This is a genomic window from Neobacillus muris, from assembly GCF_943193175.1.
Classification (GTDB): domain Bacteria; phylum Bacillota; class Bacilli; order Bacillales; family Cytobacillaceae; genus Neobacillus; species Neobacillus muris.
Map to the genome: position 1 here is coordinate 162,672 of NZ_CALPDF010000002.1, position 21,161 is coordinate 183,832.

General features: G+C 40.8%; 21 protein-coding genes. All 21 read left to right on the forward strand.

Annotated features, from left to right (window positions below; all coding sequences use genetic code 11):
- The first annotated feature begins 13 nt into the window (after nt 1-13).
- The 21 genes from rimM to rseP all read left to right on the forward strand — a co-directional run bounded on the left by rimM (nt 14) and on the right by rseP (nt 21,091).
- Nucleotides 14-532, forward strand: a complete 519-nt coding sequence (gene rimM / locus NFS43_RS02200) for a ribosome maturation factor RimM (RefSeq protein ID WP_251549129.1) — start codon at nt 14-16, stop codon at nt 530-532.
- Nucleotides 532-1,269 carry a tRNA (guanosine(37)-N1)-methyltransferase TrmD gene (trmD, locus tag NFS43_RS02205; RefSeq protein WP_251549248.1) on the forward strand — a complete coding sequence of 246 codons (738 nt, stop codon included), beginning with the start codon at nt 532-534 and terminating at the stop codon, nt 1,267-1,269. The genes rimM and trmD overlap by 1 nt, the downstream gene beginning before the upstream one ends.
- Before the next feature lie 148 nt (nt 1,270-1,417).
- A complete protein-coding gene (rplS, locus tag NFS43_RS02210) occupies nt 1,418-1,762 on the forward strand; it encodes a 50S ribosomal protein L19 (RefSeq protein ID WP_251549130.1) in 345 nt (114 codons plus the stop codon).
- Between the two features lie 201 nt (nt 1,763-1,963).
- Complete coding sequence (gene lepB / locus NFS43_RS02215; RefSeq protein WP_251549131.1) at nt 1,964-2,521, forward strand: signal peptidase I; 558 nt, start codon at nt 1,964-1,966, stop codon at nt 2,519-2,521.
- A 21-nt stretch (nt 2,522-2,542) separates the two neighbouring features.
- Nucleotides 2,543-3,415, forward strand: a complete 873-nt coding sequence (gene ylqF / locus NFS43_RS02220) for a ribosome biogenesis GTPase YlqF (RefSeq protein WP_251549132.1) — start codon at nt 2,543-2,545, stop codon at nt 3,413-3,415.
- Nucleotides 3,416-3,468: 53 nt separating this feature from the next.
- Nucleotides 3,469-4,251: a ribonuclease HII gene (locus NFS43_RS02225; RefSeq protein ID WP_251549249.1), complete on the forward strand. Its 783-nt coding sequence runs from the start codon at nt 3,469-3,471 to the stop codon at nt 4,249-4,251.
- A gap of 212 nt (nt 4,252-4,463) precedes the next feature.
- Nucleotides 4,464-5,624, forward strand: coding sequence for an ADP-forming succinate--CoA ligase subunit beta (sucC, locus tag NFS43_RS02230; RefSeq protein WP_251549133.1), 1,161 nt, complete (start codon nt 4,464-4,466; stop codon nt 5,622-5,624).
- 24 nt (nt 5,625-5,648) lie between these two features.
- Nucleotides 5,649-6,551: a succinate--CoA ligase subunit alpha gene (sucD, locus tag NFS43_RS02235; RefSeq protein WP_251549134.1), complete on the forward strand. Its 903-nt coding sequence runs from the start codon at nt 5,649-5,651 to the stop codon at nt 6,549-6,551.
- A gap of 80 nt (nt 6,552-6,631) precedes the next feature.
- The gene (gene dprA / locus NFS43_RS02240; RefSeq protein WP_251549135.1) at nt 6,632-7,504 is read left to right on the forward strand and encodes a DNA-processing protein DprA; all 873 of its coding nucleotides are present in this window, start codon (nt 6,632-6,634) and stop codon (nt 7,502-7,504) included.
- A gap of 335 nt (nt 7,505-7,839) precedes the next feature.
- Entirely contained in the window at nt 7,840-9,918 is a 2,079-nt protein-coding gene (gene topA / locus NFS43_RS02245) for a type I DNA topoisomerase (RefSeq protein WP_251549136.1), read from the forward strand.
- Between the two features lie 614 nt (nt 9,919-10,532).
- On the forward strand, nt 10,533-11,075 hold the full coding sequence (gene hslV, locus NFS43_RS02250; protein WP_251549137.1) for an ATP-dependent protease subunit HslV: 543 nt from the start codon (nt 10,533-10,535) through the stop codon (nt 11,073-11,075).
- 19 nt (nt 11,076-11,094) lie between these two features.
- Nucleotides 11,095-12,498 carry an HslU--HslV peptidase ATPase subunit gene (gene hslU / locus NFS43_RS02255; RefSeq protein ID WP_251549138.1) on the forward strand — a complete coding sequence of 468 codons (1,404 nt, stop codon included), beginning with the start codon at nt 11,095-11,097 and terminating at the stop codon, nt 12,496-12,498.
- Between the two features lie 80 nt (nt 12,499-12,578).
- Nucleotides 12,579-13,358 (forward strand): GTP-sensing pleiotropic transcriptional regulator CodY, encoded by a 780-nt coding sequence (gene codY, locus NFS43_RS02260; protein WP_251549139.1) that lies wholly within the window; start codon nt 12,579-12,581, stop codon nt 13,356-13,358.
- A 197-nt stretch (nt 13,359-13,555) separates the two neighbouring features.
- The gene (gene rpsB / locus NFS43_RS02265) at nt 13,556-14,260 is read left to right on the forward strand and encodes a 30S ribosomal protein S2 (RefSeq protein ID WP_251549140.1); all 705 of its coding nucleotides are present in this window, start codon (nt 13,556-13,558) and stop codon (nt 14,258-14,260) included.
- Between the two features lie 148 nt (nt 14,261-14,408).
- Nucleotides 14,409-15,293 (forward strand): translation elongation factor Ts, encoded by an 885-nt coding sequence (gene tsf / locus NFS43_RS02270; protein WP_251549141.1) that lies wholly within the window; start codon nt 14,409-14,411, stop codon nt 15,291-15,293.
- Nucleotides 15,294-15,418: 125 nt separating this feature from the next.
- The gene (gene pyrH, locus NFS43_RS02275; protein ID WP_251549142.1) at nt 15,419-16,144 is read left to right on the forward strand and encodes a UMP kinase; all 726 of its coding nucleotides are present in this window, start codon (nt 15,419-15,421) and stop codon (nt 16,142-16,144) included.
- Nucleotides 16,144-16,701 (forward strand): ribosome recycling factor, encoded by a 558-nt coding sequence (gene frr, locus NFS43_RS02280; RefSeq protein ID WP_251549143.1) that lies wholly within the window; start codon nt 16,144-16,146, stop codon nt 16,699-16,701. The genes pyrH and frr overlap by 1 nt, the downstream gene beginning before the upstream one ends.
- A 254-nt stretch (nt 16,702-16,955) precedes the next feature.
- Nucleotides 16,956-17,738, forward strand: a complete 783-nt coding sequence (locus NFS43_RS02285) for an isoprenyl transferase (protein ID WP_251549144.1) — start codon at nt 16,956-16,958, stop codon at nt 17,736-17,738.
- A 24-nt stretch (nt 17,739-17,762) separates the two neighbouring features.
- Nucleotides 17,763-18,551 (forward strand): phosphatidate cytidylyltransferase, encoded by a 789-nt coding sequence (locus NFS43_RS02290; RefSeq protein ID WP_251549145.1) that lies wholly within the window; start codon nt 17,763-17,765, stop codon nt 18,549-18,551.
- A gap of 44 nt (nt 18,552-18,595) precedes the next feature.
- Entirely contained in the window at nt 18,596-19,738 is a 1,143-nt protein-coding gene (gene dxr, locus NFS43_RS02295) for a 1-deoxy-D-xylulose-5-phosphate reductoisomerase (protein ID WP_251549146.1), read from the forward strand.
- A gap of 90 nt (nt 19,739-19,828) precedes the next feature.
- A complete protein-coding gene (gene rseP, locus NFS43_RS02300; protein ID WP_251549147.1) occupies nt 19,829-21,091 on the forward strand; it encodes an RIP metalloprotease RseP in 1,263 nt (420 codons plus the stop codon).
- The last annotated feature ends 70 nt before the right edge of the window (nt 21,092-21,161 follow it).

The following is a 21,161-nucleotide window of genomic DNA, read 5'->3' on the forward strand; positions in this document are numbered from 1 at the left end:
GGGTGATAAATGGATGGAAAAATGGTTTAATGTCGGCAAAATTGTCAATACTCATGGAGTCAAGGGTGAGGTCCGTGTCATTTCCAAAACAGACTTTCCCGAACAACGGTATCAAAAAGGAAACAAACTATTCTTATTCTTGCCCAAATCACAAACTCCGATTGAATTGATCGTTAAAAGCCACCGGACCCATAAAAATTTTGATTTGCTGGTATTTGAAGGTTATGAAAATATCAATGAAGTTGAAAAGTTTAAAGAAGGAATTTTAAAAGTGCCTGAGTCGCAGTTAACCGATCTGGAAGAAGATGAATTTTATTTTCACGAAATCATTGGCTGCCGTGTGGAAACTGCCGCTGGAGAGGAAATTGGGAAAATCACAGAAATCCTGACTCCTGGTGCCAATGATGTCTGGGTAGTTAAAGACCTTCATGGGAAAGAAATCTTAATACCCTATATTCAAGAGGTTGTAAAAAAAGTCAATGTACAAGATAAATTAGTGATTATTGAACCAATGGAAGGATTATTATCATGATGAAAATTGACATCCTGACACTTTTTCCGGAAATGTTTAACGGGGTGCTTGGATCCTCGATTTTACATAAGGCCGCAGAAAAAGCGGCTGTCGAGTATAATCTTGTCAATTTTCGCGACTTTTCCGATAACAAGCATTCATCCGTTGACGATTACCCTTATGGGGGAGGCGCAGGGATGGTGTTAATGCCACAGCCGATTTTTGATGCAGTGGCAGTGCTTAAGGAAAAAGCCCAAAGCAGTCCGCGCGTCATTCTTTTGTGTCCACAAGGGACTAGGTATGATCAAAAAAAGGCCGAGGAGTTAGCCAAGGAAGATCATTTGATTTTTATTTGCGGCCATTATGAGGGGTACGATGAACGGATCCGGGAGTCTTTGGTCACGGATGAAATTTCTATCGGGGATTATGTATTAACTGGCGGAGAACTGGGGGCGATGGTCGTGATTGATAGTGTAGTCCGGTTGTTGCCTGAGGTTTTGGGAAACCAGGAATCCCATATGAAGGATTCGTTCTCAACAGGCCTTCTTGAGCATCCGCACTATACAAGACCCGCTGATTTCCGCGGCATGAAAGTACCGGATGTGTTGATGTCAGGGAATCATCGGCTTATTGAAGAATGGCGCAATAAAGAGGCACTCAGGAGAACGCTGCTGAGAAGACCGGATTTATTAGAGAAAATTGAACTGACCCCTGATCAAAAAAAATGGTTAGCAGAAGTAAAAAAAGAATCCATGTAGTGTTGCGGACTCGAAGCAATTATGGTATGATACTTCTTGTGACTTTGAGCTGATACTTTTTCAGGTTTTGGTCTTATAACGATGTTCCGCTGCATTTTTTGCTAAATGATTGGTATGCATGAGCATCTGTTGGAAGGAGTTGAAAACGATGCATAAACTAATTGAAGAAATCACAAAAGAACAACTTCGCTCAGATCTTCCTGCGTTCCGTCCTGGTGATACTGTACGTGTACACGTGAAAGTTATCGAGGGAACTCGCGAGCGTATTCAGATTTTTGAAGGTGTTGTGATTAAGCGTCGTGGTGGTGGAATCAGCGAAACTTTCACAGTACGTAAAGTTTCTTACGGTGTAGGCGTTGAGCGTACATTCCCTGTTCACACACCAAAAATTGCGAAGCTTGAAGTAATCCGCCGCGGTAAAGTCCGCCGTGCAAAACTTTACTACTTGCGTAACCTTCGCGGTAAAAAAGCTCGTATTAAAGAAATTCGCTAATAAGAAAAAAAGAGCTTGCTCTGCAGGCTCTTTTTTTATACATAATCCTGCTTAAACAGTAGATGGGGATAATAGGAGCGATTTTCAGCAAAAATATTAAAGTTTCATTAAAATCCTTTTCCCATCGTGTTAATTGTATGCAATATATGTAAAATAGGTTTTATATAAGACATTTTTGTGCAGGAATGGTGGGGACATATTATGGCAAAAAAGAAAAATGAACTTTGGGAATGGACCAAGGCATTGTTAATAGCAGTCATTTTGGCAGCTGTGATCCGGTTCTTTTTATTTGCTCCTATTGTGGTAGATGGATTATCCATGATGCCGACGTTAAAAGACCAGGACAGAATGATCGTCAATAAATTAAGCTATAAAATCGGTGAACCTAAACGTTTTGATATCATCGTGTTTCATGCACCGGAACAAAAGGATTATATCAAGCGAGTGATCGGCCTGCCTGGTGATACCATCGAGTATAAAAATGATACTTTATATGTCAATGGTAAAGCTTATGATGAGCCATACCTTGATGAATATAAAAAGCAAGTGCAAGATGGCCCTCTTACGGATCCATTCACGCTAGAAGAAAAAATCGGCCGTAAAACGGTTCCTGAAGGGGAATTGTTTGTAATGGGCGATAATCGCCGCTTTAGTAAGGATTCCAGGCATATTGGCACCGTTCCAATGGATAAGGTCATTGGAAAGACCAGCATTGTTTATTGGCCATTAAAAGACGCACATATTGTATCCGTAAAATAGAATGTTTGGGAGGTGGCTGCTTTGACGATCCAATGGTTTCCTGGCCACATGGCCAAGGCTCGCAGAGAGGTCACGGAAAAATTAAAATTAGTTGATATTATTTTTGAATTAGTAGATGCAAGAATTCCTTATTCATCAAGGAATCCGATGATTGATGAGATTATTCAGCATAAGCCAAGGCTTGTATTATTAAACAAGGCGGACATGGCTGATAAGGAGGCCACGAAAGAGTGGATTGCCTTTTTTGACAATCAGGGAGTTAAGGCTATCGCCATTAACTCTCAAGCAGGGGAAGGCATGAAAAAAATCACTCAGGCCGCCCAGGAATTGTTAAAAGAAAAATTTGACCGCATGAGGGCAAAGGGCGTCAAACCTCGGGCGATTCGGGCGATGATTGTAGGCATTCCTAATGCGGGGAAATCCACGTTAATCAACCGCATAGCCAAAAAAAATATTGCGAAAACAGGAAACACTCCAGGGGTTACCAAGGCTCAGCAGTGGATTAAGGTCGGCAAAGAAATGGAGCTTTTAGACACACCAGGGATTCTATGGCCAAAATTTGAGGACCAAGAAGTGGGAATGAAGCTGGCGATTACAGGTGCCATTAAAGATACCTTATTAAATCTTCAAGACTTAACCATTTACGCCTTAAGGTTTTTGGAACGCCGCTATCCCGAGCGCCTGCAGGAACGCTATAAGCTGCCCGAAATTCCCGAAGACGCCGTAGCGTTATTTGACCATATCGGCAAATTGCGCGGCTGTCTGACCAGTGGAGGCATGATTGATTATGATAAGGTGGCGGAACTAGTCATCAGGGAAATCCGTTCAGAAAAATTTGGCCCGCTGTCGTTTGAACGGCCAGCCGAAATTGAAAACTTGCAGGAATCAGAATAGTGGCGGGCTCTCCTATGGAGGGCTTTCTTATATTAAATGAACAGGTGTAGATGATGAAACTGAAATCAATCTCAGAAATTGAACAGATGTTAAAAAACAACATAGCTGACACAGAACCATTTATCCAGGAACTCGAACAGGACGAACGCAAAGGTGTACAATCGCTTGTGTTAAGATGGAAAAAACAAAAGGAACAGGAAAAAATCCTTGAAGCTAAATTTTATGAAATGACCCATTATGAACGATTGTATCGATCCCAAGGCTTTCAGCTGATAGCTGGTGTTGATGAAGTTGGCAGGGGGCCGCTTGCAGGCCCTGTAGTGACGGCCGCAGTGATCTTGCCCGGGGACTTTTTTTTGCCAGGAATTGATGATTCAAAAAAGCTTACCGAAAAGAAACGCATAGAGTACGATGCTGTCATCAGGAATGAGGCTTTGGCGGTCAGTGTTTGCATGATAGATGCACAAGAAATTGATGAAATCAACATCTATGAAGCTACGAAAAAAGCAATGAAAACAGCCATTGCGGCCTTAACGCCTGTACCGGATTTCTTGCTGATTGATGCAATGAAATTAGCAGCACCCTTTCCTTCAGAATCCATTGTGAAAGGGGATGCTAAAAGTGTTTCCATTGCTGCGGCATCAATCGTTGCTAAGGTAGCAAGAGACCGTTTCATGAAGGAGCTTGCAGCTGCATACCCAGCTTATGGTTTTGACCATAATGCGGGCTATGGGACAAAGGAGCATCTGGACGCCCTTCGCACATTTGGCATTACTCCTTACCATCGAAAAAGCTTTGCGCCAGTAAAAGAGGTAATGGGCATGCATATCAACTAAAAAAGGGCGGTCAGCCCTTTTTTTTATTATGGTTATAAAATACTAGAATAGAATGGTAAGGTTATTTTTACGTGCTTTTAATGGGATTTAATTATTCATAATATTAAGATGAGTATAATTTTTTGAACTAAAAAGTAGACAAGGTATGTTTCATTATATAAAATGAAAACGGAGTCAATTTTTCAAAGAGTATGATTTTAGGAGGATGGGAAATGAATATCCATGAGTATCAAGGGAAAGAAATCCTCAGAAAATATGGGGTTACCGTTCCAAATGGTAAAGTGGCATTCACGGTTGAAGAAGCGGTTGAAGCCGCAAAAGAATTAGGCACACAGGTTTGTGTGGTTAAAGCACAAATTCACGCCGGCGGACGGGGAAAAGCCGGTGGGGTTAAAGTGGCAAAGAACCTAGATGAGGTCCGTACATATGCTAGTGAAATTTTGGGGAAAACCTTAGTCACCCACCAGACCGGTCCTGAAGGAAAAGAAGTAAAACGCCTCCTAATTGAAGAAGGCTGCGATATTAAAAAGGAATACTATGTAGGCTTGGTATTGGACCGGGCAACCTCCAGAGTGGTTCTGATGGGCTCTGAAGAAGGCGGCACTGAAATCGAAGAGGTTGCAGCCAAAACACCAGAGAAAATTTTCAAAGAAGAAATTGATCCAGTTCTTGGTTTAATGCCGTATCAAGCACGCCGGTTAGCCTTTAATATTAATATCCCAAAAGAGCTTGTTAGCCAGGCAGTCAAGTTTATGACTGGATTATACCATGCATATGTTGATAAAGATTGCTCAATTGCTGAGATCAATCCTCTCGTCGTTACGGGAGATGGAAAAGTAATGGCCCTTGATGCCAAATTGAATTTCGATTCCAATGCTTTATTCCGCCAAAAGGATGTACTGGAATATCGTGATTTAGAAGAGGAAGATCCAAAAGAAATTGAAGCCTCTAAATATGATTTAAGCTATATTGCATTAGATGGAAATATCGGCTGTATGGTAAATGGCGCAGGACTTGCGATGGCGACGATGGATATCATCAAGCACTATGGCGGTGACCCTGCTAACTTCCTTGATGTTGGCGGCGGCGCTACAGCTGAAAAAGTGACAGAAGCATTTAAAATTATCCTTTCAGATCCAAACGTAAAAGGTATTTTTGTCAATATCTTTGGCGGAATCATGAAATGTGATGTTATTGCTGAAGGTGTTGTTGAGGCGGCTAAACAAGTAGGACTTTCCATTCCTCTTGTTGTTCGTTTAGAAGGGACAAATGTGGACTTAGGGAAGAAAATCCTTTCTGAGTCAGGACTTAACATCCTTGCAGCAGAATCCATGGCAGACGGTGCTCAAAAAATCGTTTCATTAGTGAAATAGGATCGAACGAAAGGGGAATTAATCGTGAGTGTTTTTATTAATAAAGATACAAAAGTAATTGTTCAAGGAATCACTGGCGGAACTGCGCGGTTCCATACAAAACAAATGCTGGAATACGGAACAAAAATTGTCGGCGGTACCTCTCCAGGCAAGGGCGGTCAAGAGGTTGAAGGAGTACCTGTATTTAATACTGTACGAGAAGCGGCAGCAGCAACCGGTGCCAACGCTTCTGTTGTTTATGTGCCAGCTCCATTTGCTGCAGATTCTATTATTGAGGCAGTAGATGCGGAACTAGATTTAGTTATTTGTATTACCGAGCATATTCCAGTACTAGATATGGTAAAAGTTAAGCGGTATATGGAAGGAAAGAAAACTCGTCTGGTGGGTCCTAACTGCCCTGGTGTCATTACGGCTGATGAATGCAAAATTGGTATCATGCCAGGATATATTCATAAAAAAGGACATGTAGGAGTTGTATCTCGCTCCGGAACCTTAACATACGAGGCAGTTCATCAGCTAACACAGGCGGGAATCGGCCAAACAACTGCAGTTGGTATTGGCGGCGACCCTGTTAATGGGACAAACTTTATTGATGTATTAAAAGCCTTTAATGAAGACCCAGAAACCTATGCTGTGATCATGATTGGTGAAATCGGCGGCACGGCGGAAGAAGAAGCTGCAGAATGGGTTAAAGCAAACATGACTAAACCAGTGGTAGGCTTTATCGGCGGACGCACTGCACCTCCAGGAAAGCGCATGGGCCATGCTGGTGCGATTATTTCCGGCGGCAAAGGAACAGCCGATGAAAAAATTAAAGCCATGAATGCAGCTGGAATTAAAGTTGCAGAGACTCCTGCGGTTATGGGTGAAACGTTAATTGAGGTCCTTAAAGAAAAAGGACTCTATGAAAAGTGTAAAACTCACTAATCACAGTCTACTAGAATTAGGCAGATAGTCCCTCGTATAGTGAGGGGCTATTTGTTTATCCTTAAGGAGGAGATACATGAATGGATGAATTTAAAGAAAAACTGATTGCTTTGCTTCATTATCCGAATTGTACCTGGAACTATGTCTATCAAGTCCTGAAAAAAGACCCGAAGCTTCAAAACTTTCAACCCTCCCCTGCCAGCTTGCAGCTCGAACTTTCCCTCGGTGCCGCTCCAGCATCCAAGCCCATCATTACTTCCCTTTATCCAGACAGCTTACATGAACAAATCCGCCAATATCAATCTAATGATATATCCGTTATCACAATCTTTGACACGGAGTATCCTCCCTATTTAAAAGAAATCTACCAGCCGCCTTGGGCATTATTTGTAAAAGGAAATGTTTCCCTGCTTAAAAAAGAAACATTACTTGCTGTTGTTGGGTCAAGACAGGCAACGCAATATGGGAAAAATGCGATCCGTTTAATCTTCCCTGAATTAATAGAAAATGATATTGTCATTGTAAGCGGGCTGGCCCGAGGAATTGATGCGCTTGCTCATGAGTATGCGGTTAAAAATGGCGGCCATACAATAGCCGTAATTGCAGGCGGCCTCTATCATATTTATCCAAAGGAGAATCTCAACTTAGCTATGGAATTAATGAAGACACAGCTTGTCGTCTCTGAATACCCGCCAAATACCAAACCGCAAAGATGGCATTTTCCGGCCAGAAATCGTATTATTAGCGGGATGAGCCGCGGAACATTTATTATTGAAGCAAAGCGGAAAAGCGGCTCCTTGATTACCGCAAATTATGCCGTTAATGAAGGGCGGGAGGTGTTCTCGCTGCCCGGAAGCATATTTAATCCTTTTTCTGTTGGGGCAAATGAATTAATTCAGCAGGGGGCAAAATTAGTAACATGTGCATCTGATATATTGGAAGAAATAAGATAAAATGGAAAGAAACAGCAAGGAAAATATTTCGATTTATTGAAGCTTTTTCAAAAAAGTGAAAAAAAACTGCTAAAAAGGTTGAAATTCTTTCTAATATGTATTACATTTTCCAACAGATGTTCGAAAAAAAGAATGACTTGAAATAATGCATTTTATCGTGCCAATAAATATAGAATTTAACTAGACTGGGATAGGGGAGTTTTGTAAAAGGTATTTTTTTAAAGAAAAGTTGAAATAACTGAATTTAGAAACCTTCCCAATGATAAGCATAATAGAATAAGGCTGCTGCCGGATCTACTCGCTTAACACTTCCCTCTTAAGGAGGACTTTTTAGAATGTCAGATTATCTTGTGATCGTTGAGTCGCCTGCAAAAGCGAAAACGATAGAACGATATTTAGGAAGCAAATATAAAGTTAAAGCCTCAATGGGCCATGTCCGGGATTTGCCCCGCAGTCAAACGGGCGTTGACGTTGAGAATAATTACGAACCAAAATATATTACCATTCGGGGGAAAGGCCCCGTCTTAAAAGATTTAAAATCTGCGGCCAAAAAAGCAAAAAAAGTTTATCTTGCAGCCGACCCTGACAGAGAAGGGGAAGCGATCGCTTGGCATTTGGCCCATAGTTTGGACGTGGATATTAACACGGACTGCCGAGTGGTTTTCAATGAAATCACCAAGGATGCGATAAAGGAATCCTTTAAACATCCCCGTCCCATTAATATGGATTTGGTAGATGCCCAGCAGGCACGAAGAATTTTAGACCGTCTCGTCGGATATAATATCAGCCCGTTACTTTGGAAAAAAGTGAAAAAAGGTTTAAGTGCTGGACGCGTGCAATCGGTAGCTGTAAGACTGATTATTGATCGAGAAAAAGAGATTCAAGCATTTGTACCAGAAGAGTATTGGACAATTGATGGGGATTTTTTAAAGGGGAAAGATCATTTTAGTGCCAGTTTCCATAGCATTGCCGGCAAGAATAAAAATGAATTGGGCTCAGAACAAGCTGTTCAAGAAATTTTAAAGCAATTAAAAGGCAATAAATTCACGGTCACTTCCGTGGCTAAAAAGGAACGGAGAAGGAATCCGGCTCCTCCTTTTACCACATCCTCGCTACAACAGGAGGCTGCCAGAAAATTAAATTTCCGGGCCAAAAAGACGATGATGCTTGCCCAGCAGCTGTATGAAGGGATTGAACTTGGAAAAGAAGGGACTGTTGGTTTAATTACCTACATGAGAACAGATTCCACCCGGATTTCAGAAGTTGCCCAGTCAGAAGCTGTTGAGTATATTAAATCCGAATTTGGTGATCAATTCTTAAAGACGGAACAAAAGCGGGAGAAACAGCAGGCAAATGCACAGGATGCCCATGAGGCAATACGTCCAACAAGTACGTTTAGAGACCCTAATAGTTTAAAGGAACACCTTTCAAGAGACCAGCTGCGGCTTTATAAGCTGATTTGGGAGCGCTTTTTAGCGAGCCAAATGGCACAGGCAGTAATGGACACGATGAGTGTTGACTTGCAAAATGGCGATGTGGTCTTCCGGGCAACAGGTTCAAAAATAAAGTTCCCGGGTTTTATGAAGGTATATGTGGAAGGAACGGATGACCAAGTCGAGGAGTCAAACAAAATGCTTCCTGATTTACGGGAAGGGGATGAAGTGTTCCAAAAGGATATTGAGCCGAAACAGCACTTTACTCAGCCGCCGCCGCGTTATACTGAGGCCAGATTAGTAAAAACACTAGAAGAACTTGGAATAGGCCGTCCGTCCACCTATGCACCGACATTGGACACCATTCAAAAGCGGGGCTATGTGGCCCTGGATAATAAGCGGTTTGTTCCGACAGAATTAGGCGAAATCATTAATGAATTAATGCTTGAATTTTTCCCGGAGATTTTAGATGTTGAATTTACAGCTAAAATGGAACAGGGACTGGATAATGTTGAGGAAGGCAAAGTTCCGTGGGTTCGAGTAATTGACGAATTTTACCAAGAATTCGAAAAGCATTTGAAAATAGCTGAACAAGAAATGGAGAAAGTAGAAATTAAGGATGAGCCGGCCGGTGAGGACTGTGAAAACTGCGGCAGCCCGATGGTATTTAAAATGGGCCGATATGGTAAATTTATGGCTTGCAGCAATTTCCCTGATTGTAGAAATACCAAGCCAATCATTAAAGAAATAGGGGTTACATGCCCTAATTGCCATGAAGGGACTATTGTTGAAAGGAAGAGCAAGAAGCGGAGGATTTTCTACGGCTGCAGCCGATTCCCAGAATGTGATTTTATTTCTTGGGATAAGCCCCTGCCGAGAAGTTGTCCGAAATGCGAAGGGCTTCTTGTTGAGAAAAAATTGAAAAAAGGTGTCCAGGTTCAATGCATCTCCTGTGATTATAAGGAAGAACCTCAAGCATAAGAGTGGGCAAAGTCCACTCTTATGGTTTGTATTGAAGTTTAACTATTCTGTATAAGACAAAAAACTTTTTTGTTTTTCATTCGTATAGTAAAATGCAAAATGGACTTTATTTTTAGGGAAGCTTAGGGGGTTGCTATTTAGAGTCTAGTCTGGGTAAGTTAGACTGTAAGATAATGATGCATCAAAAACAATTCAGAACTTTGTGAAGGTTTTGTAAAATTTATTGCAAGCGCTGTTGAATTGTGATACTATTTAGTAGCCATTGACTGAGGGAGATTTCTGTATTGTGAATATTTTATAAACTTTATGGAATCTGTATTTACAAATAGAGCTCAATTCCTCAAAATACAAATTGATTATTATCAACATGATATCAGTGAATTCCTTTGTTCAAGTATGAACAAGGATATGTAACATAAAAGGAAACGTTTGTACAAAGAAATCTTCTGCATCTTCAAGTATGCGCGAAAAAAAGTGACTGCTTTTGAGGAGATTTTATCCCACAGTAATAACGGAATAAAGTTTGGATCATCATGGTAATAGGATAACTTTGATACATATGTTATATAGCAGGTAACAGAAGAAAATGCTCCCGACAAGGAGGAACAGCAAAAATGGACCAATTTCATGCGACAACGATATTTGCCATTCATCATAACGGGAAATGTTCGATGGCTGGTGACGGACAAGTAACAATGGGAAACGCGGTAGTAATGAAGCATACAGCAAGAAAGGTCAGGAAAATTTTTAATGGCCGGGTTTTGGCAGGATTCGCAGGCTCTGTTGCCGATGCGTTTACACTGTTTGAACTGTTTGAAGGTAAATTGGAGGAGTTCAATGGAAACCTGCAAAGAGCTGCTGTAGAGCTAGCGAAAGAATGGAGAAGCGATAAAGTCCTTAGAAAACTTGAGGCCATGTTGATTGTCATGGATCAGGAGAGCTTGTTACTGGTTTCGGGTACTGGGGAAGTCATTGAACCGGATGACGGGATCCTTGCCATTGGTTCAGGAGGCAACTATGCATTAGCAGCTGGCCGGGCCTTAAAAAGCTATTCAGGGGAGCATTTATCAGCAAAGGAAATCGCAAAAGCTGCTTTGGAAATAGCTGCAGACATATGTGTTTACACCAACCATAATATCATTGTTGAAGAATTATAACGGGAAGGAGTTTTCATAAATGGCCAGAACAACTGATTTAACCCCCCGTCAAATTGTAGAGAAACTTGATCAGTATATTATTGGGCAAAAGGATGCGAAGAAAGCTGTTGCTGTTGCACTCCGGAATCGATATAGAAGGGGCCTGTTGACTGAAAAGCTTCGGGAAGAAATTATTCCTAAGAATATTTTAATGATAGGACCGACTGGGGTAGGGAAAACGGAAATTGCCAGAAGAATTGCCAAACTGGTGGGCGCCCCATTCATTAAAGTAGAGGCTACAAAATTTACTGAAGTTGGTTATGTTGGCCGTGATGTAGAGTCAATGGTACGTGACTTAGCCGAAACCTCTGTTCGTCTTGTCAAAGAAGAACGGATGCAAAGCGTCAAGGAACGGGCAGAAGAAAATGCCAATAGCAGACTGGTGGAACTGTTAGTGCCGTCATCTAAAAAATCTTCAAACTATAAGAATCCATTAGAAATGCTATTTGGCGGAGGGAATCAAACCCAGGAACAAGATTCCCCGCAAGAAGATTATTCCGTTTATGAAAAACGGAAAATTGTCAAAGAAAAATTAGCTTTAGGCCAATTGGAAGATGAAATTGTTACGGTCGAAGTGGAGGAGCAAACCCCTTCCATGTTTGATTTGCTGCAAGGCTCAGGTATTGAACAAATGGGAATGAATATGCAGGATGCGCTTAGCAGCTTTATGCCCAAAAAACACAAAAAAAGAAAGCTGACGGTTCGTGAGGCACGAAAAGTGTTAACGAACGAGGAAGCCTCCAAACTGATTGATATGGATGAAGTGACAAGCGAAGCAATCTTCCGTGCAGAACAAAATGGAATCATTTTTATCGATGAAATCGATAAAATTGCCAGCAAAAATCATGGCGGTTCGTCCGCAGATGTTTCCAGGGAAGGTGTTCAAAGAGATATTCTTCCTGTTGTGGAAGGTTCGACGGTTGTAACGAAATATGGGCCAATCAAAACGGATCATGTATTATTTATTGCTGCTGGGGCTTTCCATATTGCAAAGCCTTCTGATTTAATTCCTGAACTTCAAGGGAGATTTCCAATCCGTGTTGAGTTGACAAAGCTTACAGTCGATGACTTTTACCGGATATTAGTAGAACCGGATAATGCTTTGATTAAACAATATCAAGCATTATTGGAAACGGAAGGTATACAAATTGAATTTTCTGACGATGCTATTCGTAGAATAGCCGAAATCGCTTTCGATGTGAATCAAAATACCGATAATATTGGAGCAAGGCGGCTGCATACCATTTTGGAAAAACTGCTGGAGGAACTCTCCTTCGAAGCGCCAGACATTTCCATGGAGAAAGTCACCATTACCCCGCAGTATGTGGATGAAAAACTTGGAGCCATATCCAAAAACAAAGACCTGAGTCAGTTTATCTTATAAACAGGACTAGAAAACAGGCTTTGGCAGTATCAAAAATAAAAATTTAATAATGGTTGTTGTAATTTAGGAGGAAGAAACAGATGGATTTACTTACTAAGACACGAAGAATTAATGTATTACTGCAAAAAGCTGCAGGAAAGCCAGTAAACTTTAAAGAAATGGCTGAAACTTTAAGCGAAACAATTGAAGCGAATGTTTACATTGTAAGCCGCCGCGGGAAACTTTTAGGATTCTCGATTTATCAGCAAATTGAAAACGAGCGTATGAAGAAAATGTTCGAAGACCGCCAGTTCCCAGAAGAATATACCAATAGTTTGTTTGATATTAAAGAAACTTCTCCAAACCTTGGTGTTGAAAGCCAATATACAGCATTTCCTGTAGAAAACAAAGAATTGTTTAATGAAGGCTTAACTACCATTGTACCGATTATTGGCGGGGGCGAACGGCTTGGAACATTAATTCTTGCCCGTTTGCATGAAAAATTCCATGATGACGACCTGATCCTTGCAGAATACGGCGCAACAGTTGTCGGAATGGAAATTTTGCGTGAAAAATCAGAAGAGATTGAAGAAGAAGCGAGAAGCAAAGCTGTTGTACAAATGGCAATCAGTTCATTATCTTACAGTGAACTTGAGGCCATTGAGCATATCTTTGAAGAATTAAACGGCCATGAGGGCTTGTTAGTGGCTTCTAAAATTGCAGACCGCGTTGGAATTACCCGCTCTGTTATTGTTAACGCGCTAAGAAAACTTGAGAGTGCTGGGGTTATTGAATCACGTTCTCTTGGAATGAAAGGAACTTACATTAAAGTTCTTAATGATAAATTCCTTGTAGAACTGGAAAAGCTTAAATCTCATTAATAAATCTTCTTGGTTCCCAGCCATGGCTGGGAATTTTTTTTTCGAAACTAATTCTTGATTGTTTAAAAACCATATGCTATAGTAATTCATGGTGTTAATACACACGTTCGGGGATTTGGACAGATGGTGCTGTTAGAACAGTTTCTGGCCAAAGATGAGCTGGACGGAGGAAATCAAACCAAATAGGAGGAACAATCATGTCAGTAATTTCTATGAAACAATTGCTTGAAGCTGGTGTGCATTTTGGACACCAGACTCGCCGTTGGAACCCTAAAATGAAGAAATATATCTTCACTGAGCGTAACGGCATCTACATCATCGACCTTCAAAAAACAGTTAAGAAGGTTGAAGAAGCTTACAACTGGGTAAAGGAACTTGCTGCTAACGGCGGTACTATGCTATTTGTAGGTACTAAGAAACAAGCTCAAGATTCTGTTAAAGAAGAAGCAGAACGTTCTGGTATGTACTATGTTAACCATCGCTGGTTAGGTGGTACTTTAACAAACTTCGAAACCATTCAAAAGCGTATTGGCCGCTTAAAAGACATTGAAAAAATGGCTGAAGACGGCACTTTCGATGTACTTCCTAAGAAAGAGGTTGTACAATTAAAGAAAGAACAAGAGCGTCTTGAAAAATTCCTAGGCGGAATTAAAGATATGAAACAGCTTCCTGATGCACTGTTCATTATCGACCCTCGTAAAGAGAGAATTGCAGTGGCTGAAGCTAAAAAATTAAACATTCCAATCGTTGGTATTGTTGATACGAACTGCGATCCAGATGAAATCGATGTCGTAATTCCAGCAAACGATGATGCTATCCGTGCGGTTAAGCTTTTAACAGGCAAAATGGCTGATGCGATCCTTGAAGCAAAACAAGGTGAAGAGGTACAACCTACAGCTTAATGAATGCTTTTTTAAAAAGGTGATAAGAGGGAGACCCTTTATCACCTTTTTTTAAGAAAAAAATGTAGTGAACTAGAATGTTTATCTTCATTCCTAATGGCTATGATAGGAATATAGTACATAAGAAAGTTTAAGGAGGAAATATAGAATGGCAATTACTGCTCAAATGGTAAAAGAACTACGTGAAAAAACTGGCGCAGGTATGATGGACTGCAAAAAGGCATTAACTGAAACAAATGGAGATATGGATAAAGCAATTGATTATCTTCGTGAAAAGGGAATCGCCAAAGCAGCTAAAAAGGCTGACCGTATTGCAGCTGAAGGATTAACTTCTATTCAAACTAACGGTAACGATGCTGTTATCTTAGAAGTTAACTCTGAGACTGACTTCGTTGCGAAAAATGAAGGCTTCCAAACACTTGTAAAAGAAGTTGCAGAGCATCTGCTTGCTAAGAAACCAGCAACTGTTGATGAAGCATTAGCTCAAACGATGGAGAATGGTGCGACTGTTGCTGACCATATCAACGCTGCGATCGCTAAAATCGGTGAGAAACTGACTCTTCGCCGTTTTACCATTGTTTCAAAAACTGATAATGACGCATTTGGCGCTTACCTTCATATGGGCGGACGCATTTCTGTATTGACTGTTTTGGAAGGAACTACTGATGCAGATGCTGCCAAAGATGTATCCATGCATATTGCAGCATTAAATCCTAAGTATGTATCCCGTGACCAAGTGTCTCAAGAAGAAGTGGAGCATGAGCGTCAAGTATTAACACAGCAAGCTCTGAATGAGGGCAAACCTGAGAATATCGTGGCTAAAATGGTAGAAGGACGTTTAGGAAAATATTTTGAAGATGTTTGTTTGTTAGACCAAACATTTGTCAAAAATCCAGACCAAAAAGTACGCCAATATGTTGAATCTAAAGGCGCATCTGTTCGTGAATTTGTCCGTTACGAAGTAGGCGAAGGTATTGAAAAGCGTGAAGATAACTTTGCTGAGGAAGTAATGAATCAAGTAAATAGAAAATAGTCAACTATTCTCTAGCTCCAGCCAAAAGGTAAATGGGAATGTTACTGCAATAATTTTGTGAATAGGGGACACGATGTGTGTTCCCTATTTTTAAAGGAATAAGCTATAATTTAATGGAGGTTTATATGAACGGTCCTAAGTACAAACGCGTTGTGTTAAAATTAAGCGGAGAGGCGCTTGCTGGTGAATCAGGCTTTGGGATTAAACCTTCAATCATCAAATCAATTGCCACTCAAGTAAAAGAAATTGCTGAACTTGGCGTGGAAGTGGCTGTCGTTGTTGGCGGCGGCAATATTTGGCGCGGAAAAATCGGCAGCGAAATGGGGATGGACAGAGCCACAGCTGATTATATGGGAATGCTTGCAACAGTCATGAACTCGCTGGCTCTCCAGGATAGTTTAGAACAGCTTGGAGTCGAATCAAGGGTTCAAACCTCTATCGAAATGCGCCAGGTAGCTGAACCATACATAAGACGCCGGGCGATGCGCCACCTTGAAAAAGGCAGGGTCGTTATTTTTGCAGCGGGTACGGGTAATCCTTATTTTTCAACAGACACCACAGCAGCTTTAAGAGCAGCAGAAATTGATGCGGAAGTCATCCTGATGGCTAAAAATAATGTGGATGGCGTTTATTCGGCAGATCCGCGAGTGGATGCCAATGCCACGAAATATGATGATTTATCCTTTCTGGATGTTATCAAGGAAGGATTGGCGGTTATGGATTCTACAGCTTCTTCCCTATGTATGGATAATGATATTCCGCTTATTGTTTTCTCGATTATGGAACAAGGAAATATTAAACGAGCCGTTTTAGGCGAAAAAATTGGAACTGTTGTGAGGGGGAAAAACTGATGGCTAAACAAGTTATTAATCAAGCAAAAGAAAGAATGACTAAAGCAATCCAAGCGTATACTCGCGAACTTGCTACCATTCGTGCTGGCAGAGCCAGTGCATCATTGCTGGATCGAATTACGATTGATTATTACGGTGCACCAACTCCAGTCAATCAAATGGCGGGGATTACTACCCCAGAGGCTAGATTGCTTGTTATTCAGCCATATGATAAGTCCGTTCTTGGAGATATTGAAAAAGCCATTTTGAAATCTGATTTGGGCTTAAATCCTACAAATGACGGTTCTGTTATTCGGCTTGCGATTCCTCAATTGACAGAAGAACGCCGTAAAGAGCTCGTGAAATTGGTCAAAAAGGAATCTGAGGAAGCAAAAATTGCTGTCCGCAATATTCGCCGTGATGCCAATGATGATTTGAAAAAACTCGAAAAAGCTGGCGAAATAACAGAAGATGCCTTGCGTGGATTTTCGGATGATATCCAAAAGTTGACAGATGAACATATCAATAAAATTGATCAAATAACCAAAGATAAAGAAAAAGAAATCATGGAAGTGTAATTTTAATGCATGCAACCCTCTTTTTAGGGGGTTTTTTAACTATTTAAGGCAGTTTTATTGGCTATAGTGAAAACTTGAAAGATTTTGAACGTTATTCTTAAATCATCCTCTTGTACATATGTTAATTTAAGAGATATCTTCTTGCATTTTTGGTATGATTAAAGCATATTTATTATTGTTTTTTACATAACCGCCAAATCTTAAGTTTCACTTTATTATCGGAGGAAACAATACTTTATTTGAGGAGCAATAGTATGTTAAATAAGATGAAGCTTTGGAAGAATCAAAAATCCTCTTCCACACTCCGAGATAAAATAGAACAAATAAAAGCGAGACCTGTTCCTGAACATGTGGCGATCATCATGGATGGCAATGGGCGCTGGGCTAAAAAACGGGCTCTGCCGCGAATTGCAGGCCATCATGAGGGGATGAAGGTTGTCCGTAAAACGACAATGCTGGCGAACGACTTAGGAATTAAAACTTTAACACTCTATGCATTTTCAACTGAAAATTGGAAACGCCCGAAGAATGAAGTGGACTATATCATGAAATTGCCTGAAGAATTTTTGGATACGTTTCTTCCAGAACTAGTGGAAAACAATGTTCGGGTGAAAATGATGGGGTATAAAGACCAGCTCCCGAAACACACACTAAGAGCTATTGAACAAGCGATGGAAAAAACAAAAAACAACAATGGGCTGATCCTTAATTTTGCCTTGAATTATGGCAGCAGGGCGGAAATTCTCGATGCTGTTAAGCAAGTCTTAAACGATTATCATAGTGGTATACTAAAAGAAACAGATATAGATGAAGAAGTTTTTTCATCCTATCTGATGTCTTCAAATTTTGCGGATCCGGATTTATTAATTCGGACAAGCGGTGAAATTCGCTTAAGCAACTTTATGCTATGGCAGCTAGCCTATTCGGAATTTTGGTTTACCGATGTTTTATGGCCGGATTTCAGTGAGGAACATTTAATCGAAGCGATTGAAGCATACCAAAGCCGGCAGCGCCGGTTTGGGGGAATTAATACGTGAACCAAAAAGGTGTTGAACTATTAGATGAAGCAAAGAATTATTACAGGAGTTGTAGCCGCGGCACTATTTTTGCCAATTATTATTTACGGCGGCCTGCCTTTCGTGTTAGTCACCTATTTGCTTGCAAGCATTGGGTTATATGAATTGCTAAAGATGAAGGGATTGTCCATCTTTTCGCCATATGGGATGCTTTCTGTTTTATTTTTATGGATCATTCTTTTTCCTAAGCAATATGATGAACTTATCGCAGATTTTTATTATTCAAGGATAGAAATTGCGATAGCATTTATTTTTTTGTTACTAACCTATACGGTCCTTACGAAAAATCGTTTTACCTTTGAAGATGCAGCTTTTTGCATCCAGTCCGCGATTTATGTGGGAATCGGGTTTTACTTTTTTATTGAGACCAGAGAGGCCGGGCTGATCTATATCTTCTACTCGTTGTTTATCATTTGGGCCACTGATTCAGGTGCCTATTTCATTGGAAAAGCGCTTGGGAGGAATAAATTGCTCCCAGAGATCAGCCCCAATAAAACTGTGGAAGGATCCATCGGCGGAGTGGTCTGCGCTATGGCTGTAGCGGCCCTATTTCTAGCATTTGCCGATATGGATACAGCACCGATTACCCTTTTGGGGGTAACATTGGTATTATCCGTTTTTGGACAAATTGGCGATCTTGTACAATCTGCCTATAAACGCCATTTCAATGTGAAGGATTCCGGCAATATCCTTCCAGGACATGGAGGAATATTAGACCGTTTTGACAGTTTATTATTTGTTTGGCCATTATTGCACTTTTTTCATTTATGGTAGAAGAAATGTAGGATGTGCCTTTTGAAATATGGGAGATGAAGGAATTGAAGTTAATCAGTTTGTTGGGTGCATCAGGTTCTATAGGCACTCAAACTTTAGATATTATCCGCCAGCATCCGAATGATTTTAAACTGGCTGCCTTTTCGGTTGGAAAAAATATTGATTTGGCTCGAAAAATTATCCTTGAGTTTCGTCCAGAGCTAGTTTCTGTACAAACTAAAGGCGATTATCATATAGTGAAAGCAGAGTTCCCTGGCACTAAAGTTACATATGGTGATGAAGGTCTGATCGAAACAGCGGTGTTTGACAAGGCGGATATTCTTGTGAATGCTGTTCTTGGCAGTGTCGGCTTAAATCCGACTTTGCAGGCGATCGAAGCTGGAAAAACCATTGCGATTGCCAATAAAGAAACACTGGTAACAGCAGGACATTTAGTGCTTGAAGCCGCCAGAAAGCATCAAGTTCCGCTTCTCCCGGTAGACAGTGAACATTCAGCTATTTTCCAAGCTCTTCAGGGGGAGAAGGATAAAAATATTGAGCGGCTGATTCTGACAGCATCAGGTGGAAGCTTTAGGGACCGTACTCGAGAAGAGCTAGTGGATGTAACGGTTGAAGAAGCATTAAACCACCCAAACTGGTCCATGGGGGCAAAAATTACCATTGATTCAGCTACAATGATGAATAAGGGATTGGAAGTAATAGAGGCCCATTGGCTGTTTAACATGCCATATGAGAAAATTGATGTGTTGATGCATAAGGAAAGTATTATCCATTCCATGGTAGAATTCCATGACAGCAGCATCATCGCTCAGTTAGGAACTCCTGATATGCGGGTGCCGATCCAATTTGCGCTTACTTATCCTGATCGATTGCCGCTTCCTGCAGCCAATCGGCTTGCTTTGGCGAAGATAGGTTCACTGCATTTTCAGGAAATGAGTTTTGAAAGATTCAGGTGTTTAGAGTTTGCTTATTCTGCCGGAAAAACAGGCGGCACCATGCCAACTGTTTTAAATGCCGCAAATGAGGCAGCAGTCGCTGCATTTTTACAAGGGAAAATTAAGTTTTTGCAAATTGAAGAATTAATTGAAAAAGCATTAATCCGGCATCAGCCGATTGAACATCCGGAATTGAGTTTGATTCAAGAGGTTGACAAAGAAACTAGACAATATGTACATTCACTTCTGTAAAAAAACGGAAGCGCACGTAAGAGGTGGCGGAGCTAGAATGTATGATGGCAAAAGTGAAACTTTTTAACCTAAAAAAAGGTGGTTTTATCGTTGACTACAGTTTTAGCTTTTATAGTGATTTTTGGCGCACTCGTTTTTTTTCATGAGTTAGGGCATTTTATTTTTGCAAAGCGGGCAGGAATTCTTTGCCGTGAATTTGCGATTGGCATGGGTCCTAAGGTTTTCTCACATAAAAAAGGGGAAACAACCTATACCATCCGATTATTGCCAATTGGCGGCTATGTCCGGATGGCAGGCGAGGATCCGGAAATGATCGAAATCAAAGCAGGTTACCGGATTGGTCTTTTATTTGACAAAGAGGAAAAAGTATCAAAAATTATATTGAATAATAAAGAAAAATTCCCGAATTGCCGGATTGTGGAAGTCGAGTTTGCAGATATTGAAAAGGATTTAATTATTAAGGGCTTCCCCGAAGATGATGAAGATCATTTAACATCTTTTTCTGTTAGTCCGCAAGCCGTTATTGTCGAAAATGGTGTAGAATCGCAAATTGCCCCTATCGACCGCCAATTCGCCTCCAAATCGCTGGGACATCGCTTCATCACCATTTTTGCTGGCCCAATGAATAACTTCATTTTGGCGTTTGTTGTCTTTATTGTGATTGCCTTATTGCAAGGTGTCCAGACAAACGAACCTAAACTCGGAGAAATAACTCCTGATGGTGCCGCTAAGGCGGCGGGGCTTCAGGAGGGCGATATTGTCCAAAGCATAGATGGGTCAGAAATTTCAAGCTGGAATGATGTCGTTGAAATCATTAGGGAAAATCCAAATAATAAATTAGATTTTACGATTGTCCGTAACGGTGTAGAAAAAGAAATCCAAGTAACACCAGAAGAAAAAATAGTGGAAGATCAAAAGATGGGGATGATTGGTGTATATAGTCCCGTTGAAAAATCTCCCGTCCAGGCTGTGACTGCTGCGGCCAAAGAAACCTATTTCTGGACCATTCAAATATTTGTCAGTTTGGGTAAATTAATCACTGGGCAATTCTCGATAGATGCTCTATCAGGGCCGGTTGGAATTTATGTTTCGACAGATGAAGTGGCCAAGTCAGGAATCTTTTATTTAATGAAATGGGCCGGCATTTTAAGTATCAACCTTGGGATTATGAATTTACTGCCAATTCCTGCTCTTGATGGCGGAAGACTAATGTTCTTTGCGATAGAAGCCGTAAGAGGAAAGCCAATCGACCGCCAAAAAGAAGGGATGGTTCATTTTATTGGCTTTGCACTTCTGATGCTATTAATGCTGGTGGTCACATGGAACGACATTCAAAGATTTTTCTTAAAATAAGATATTCTAAGAAACGCCCCTGCAGGAAGATGCAGGGGCACTTTTTATGGTTCCAAATCTGGATGAAGTT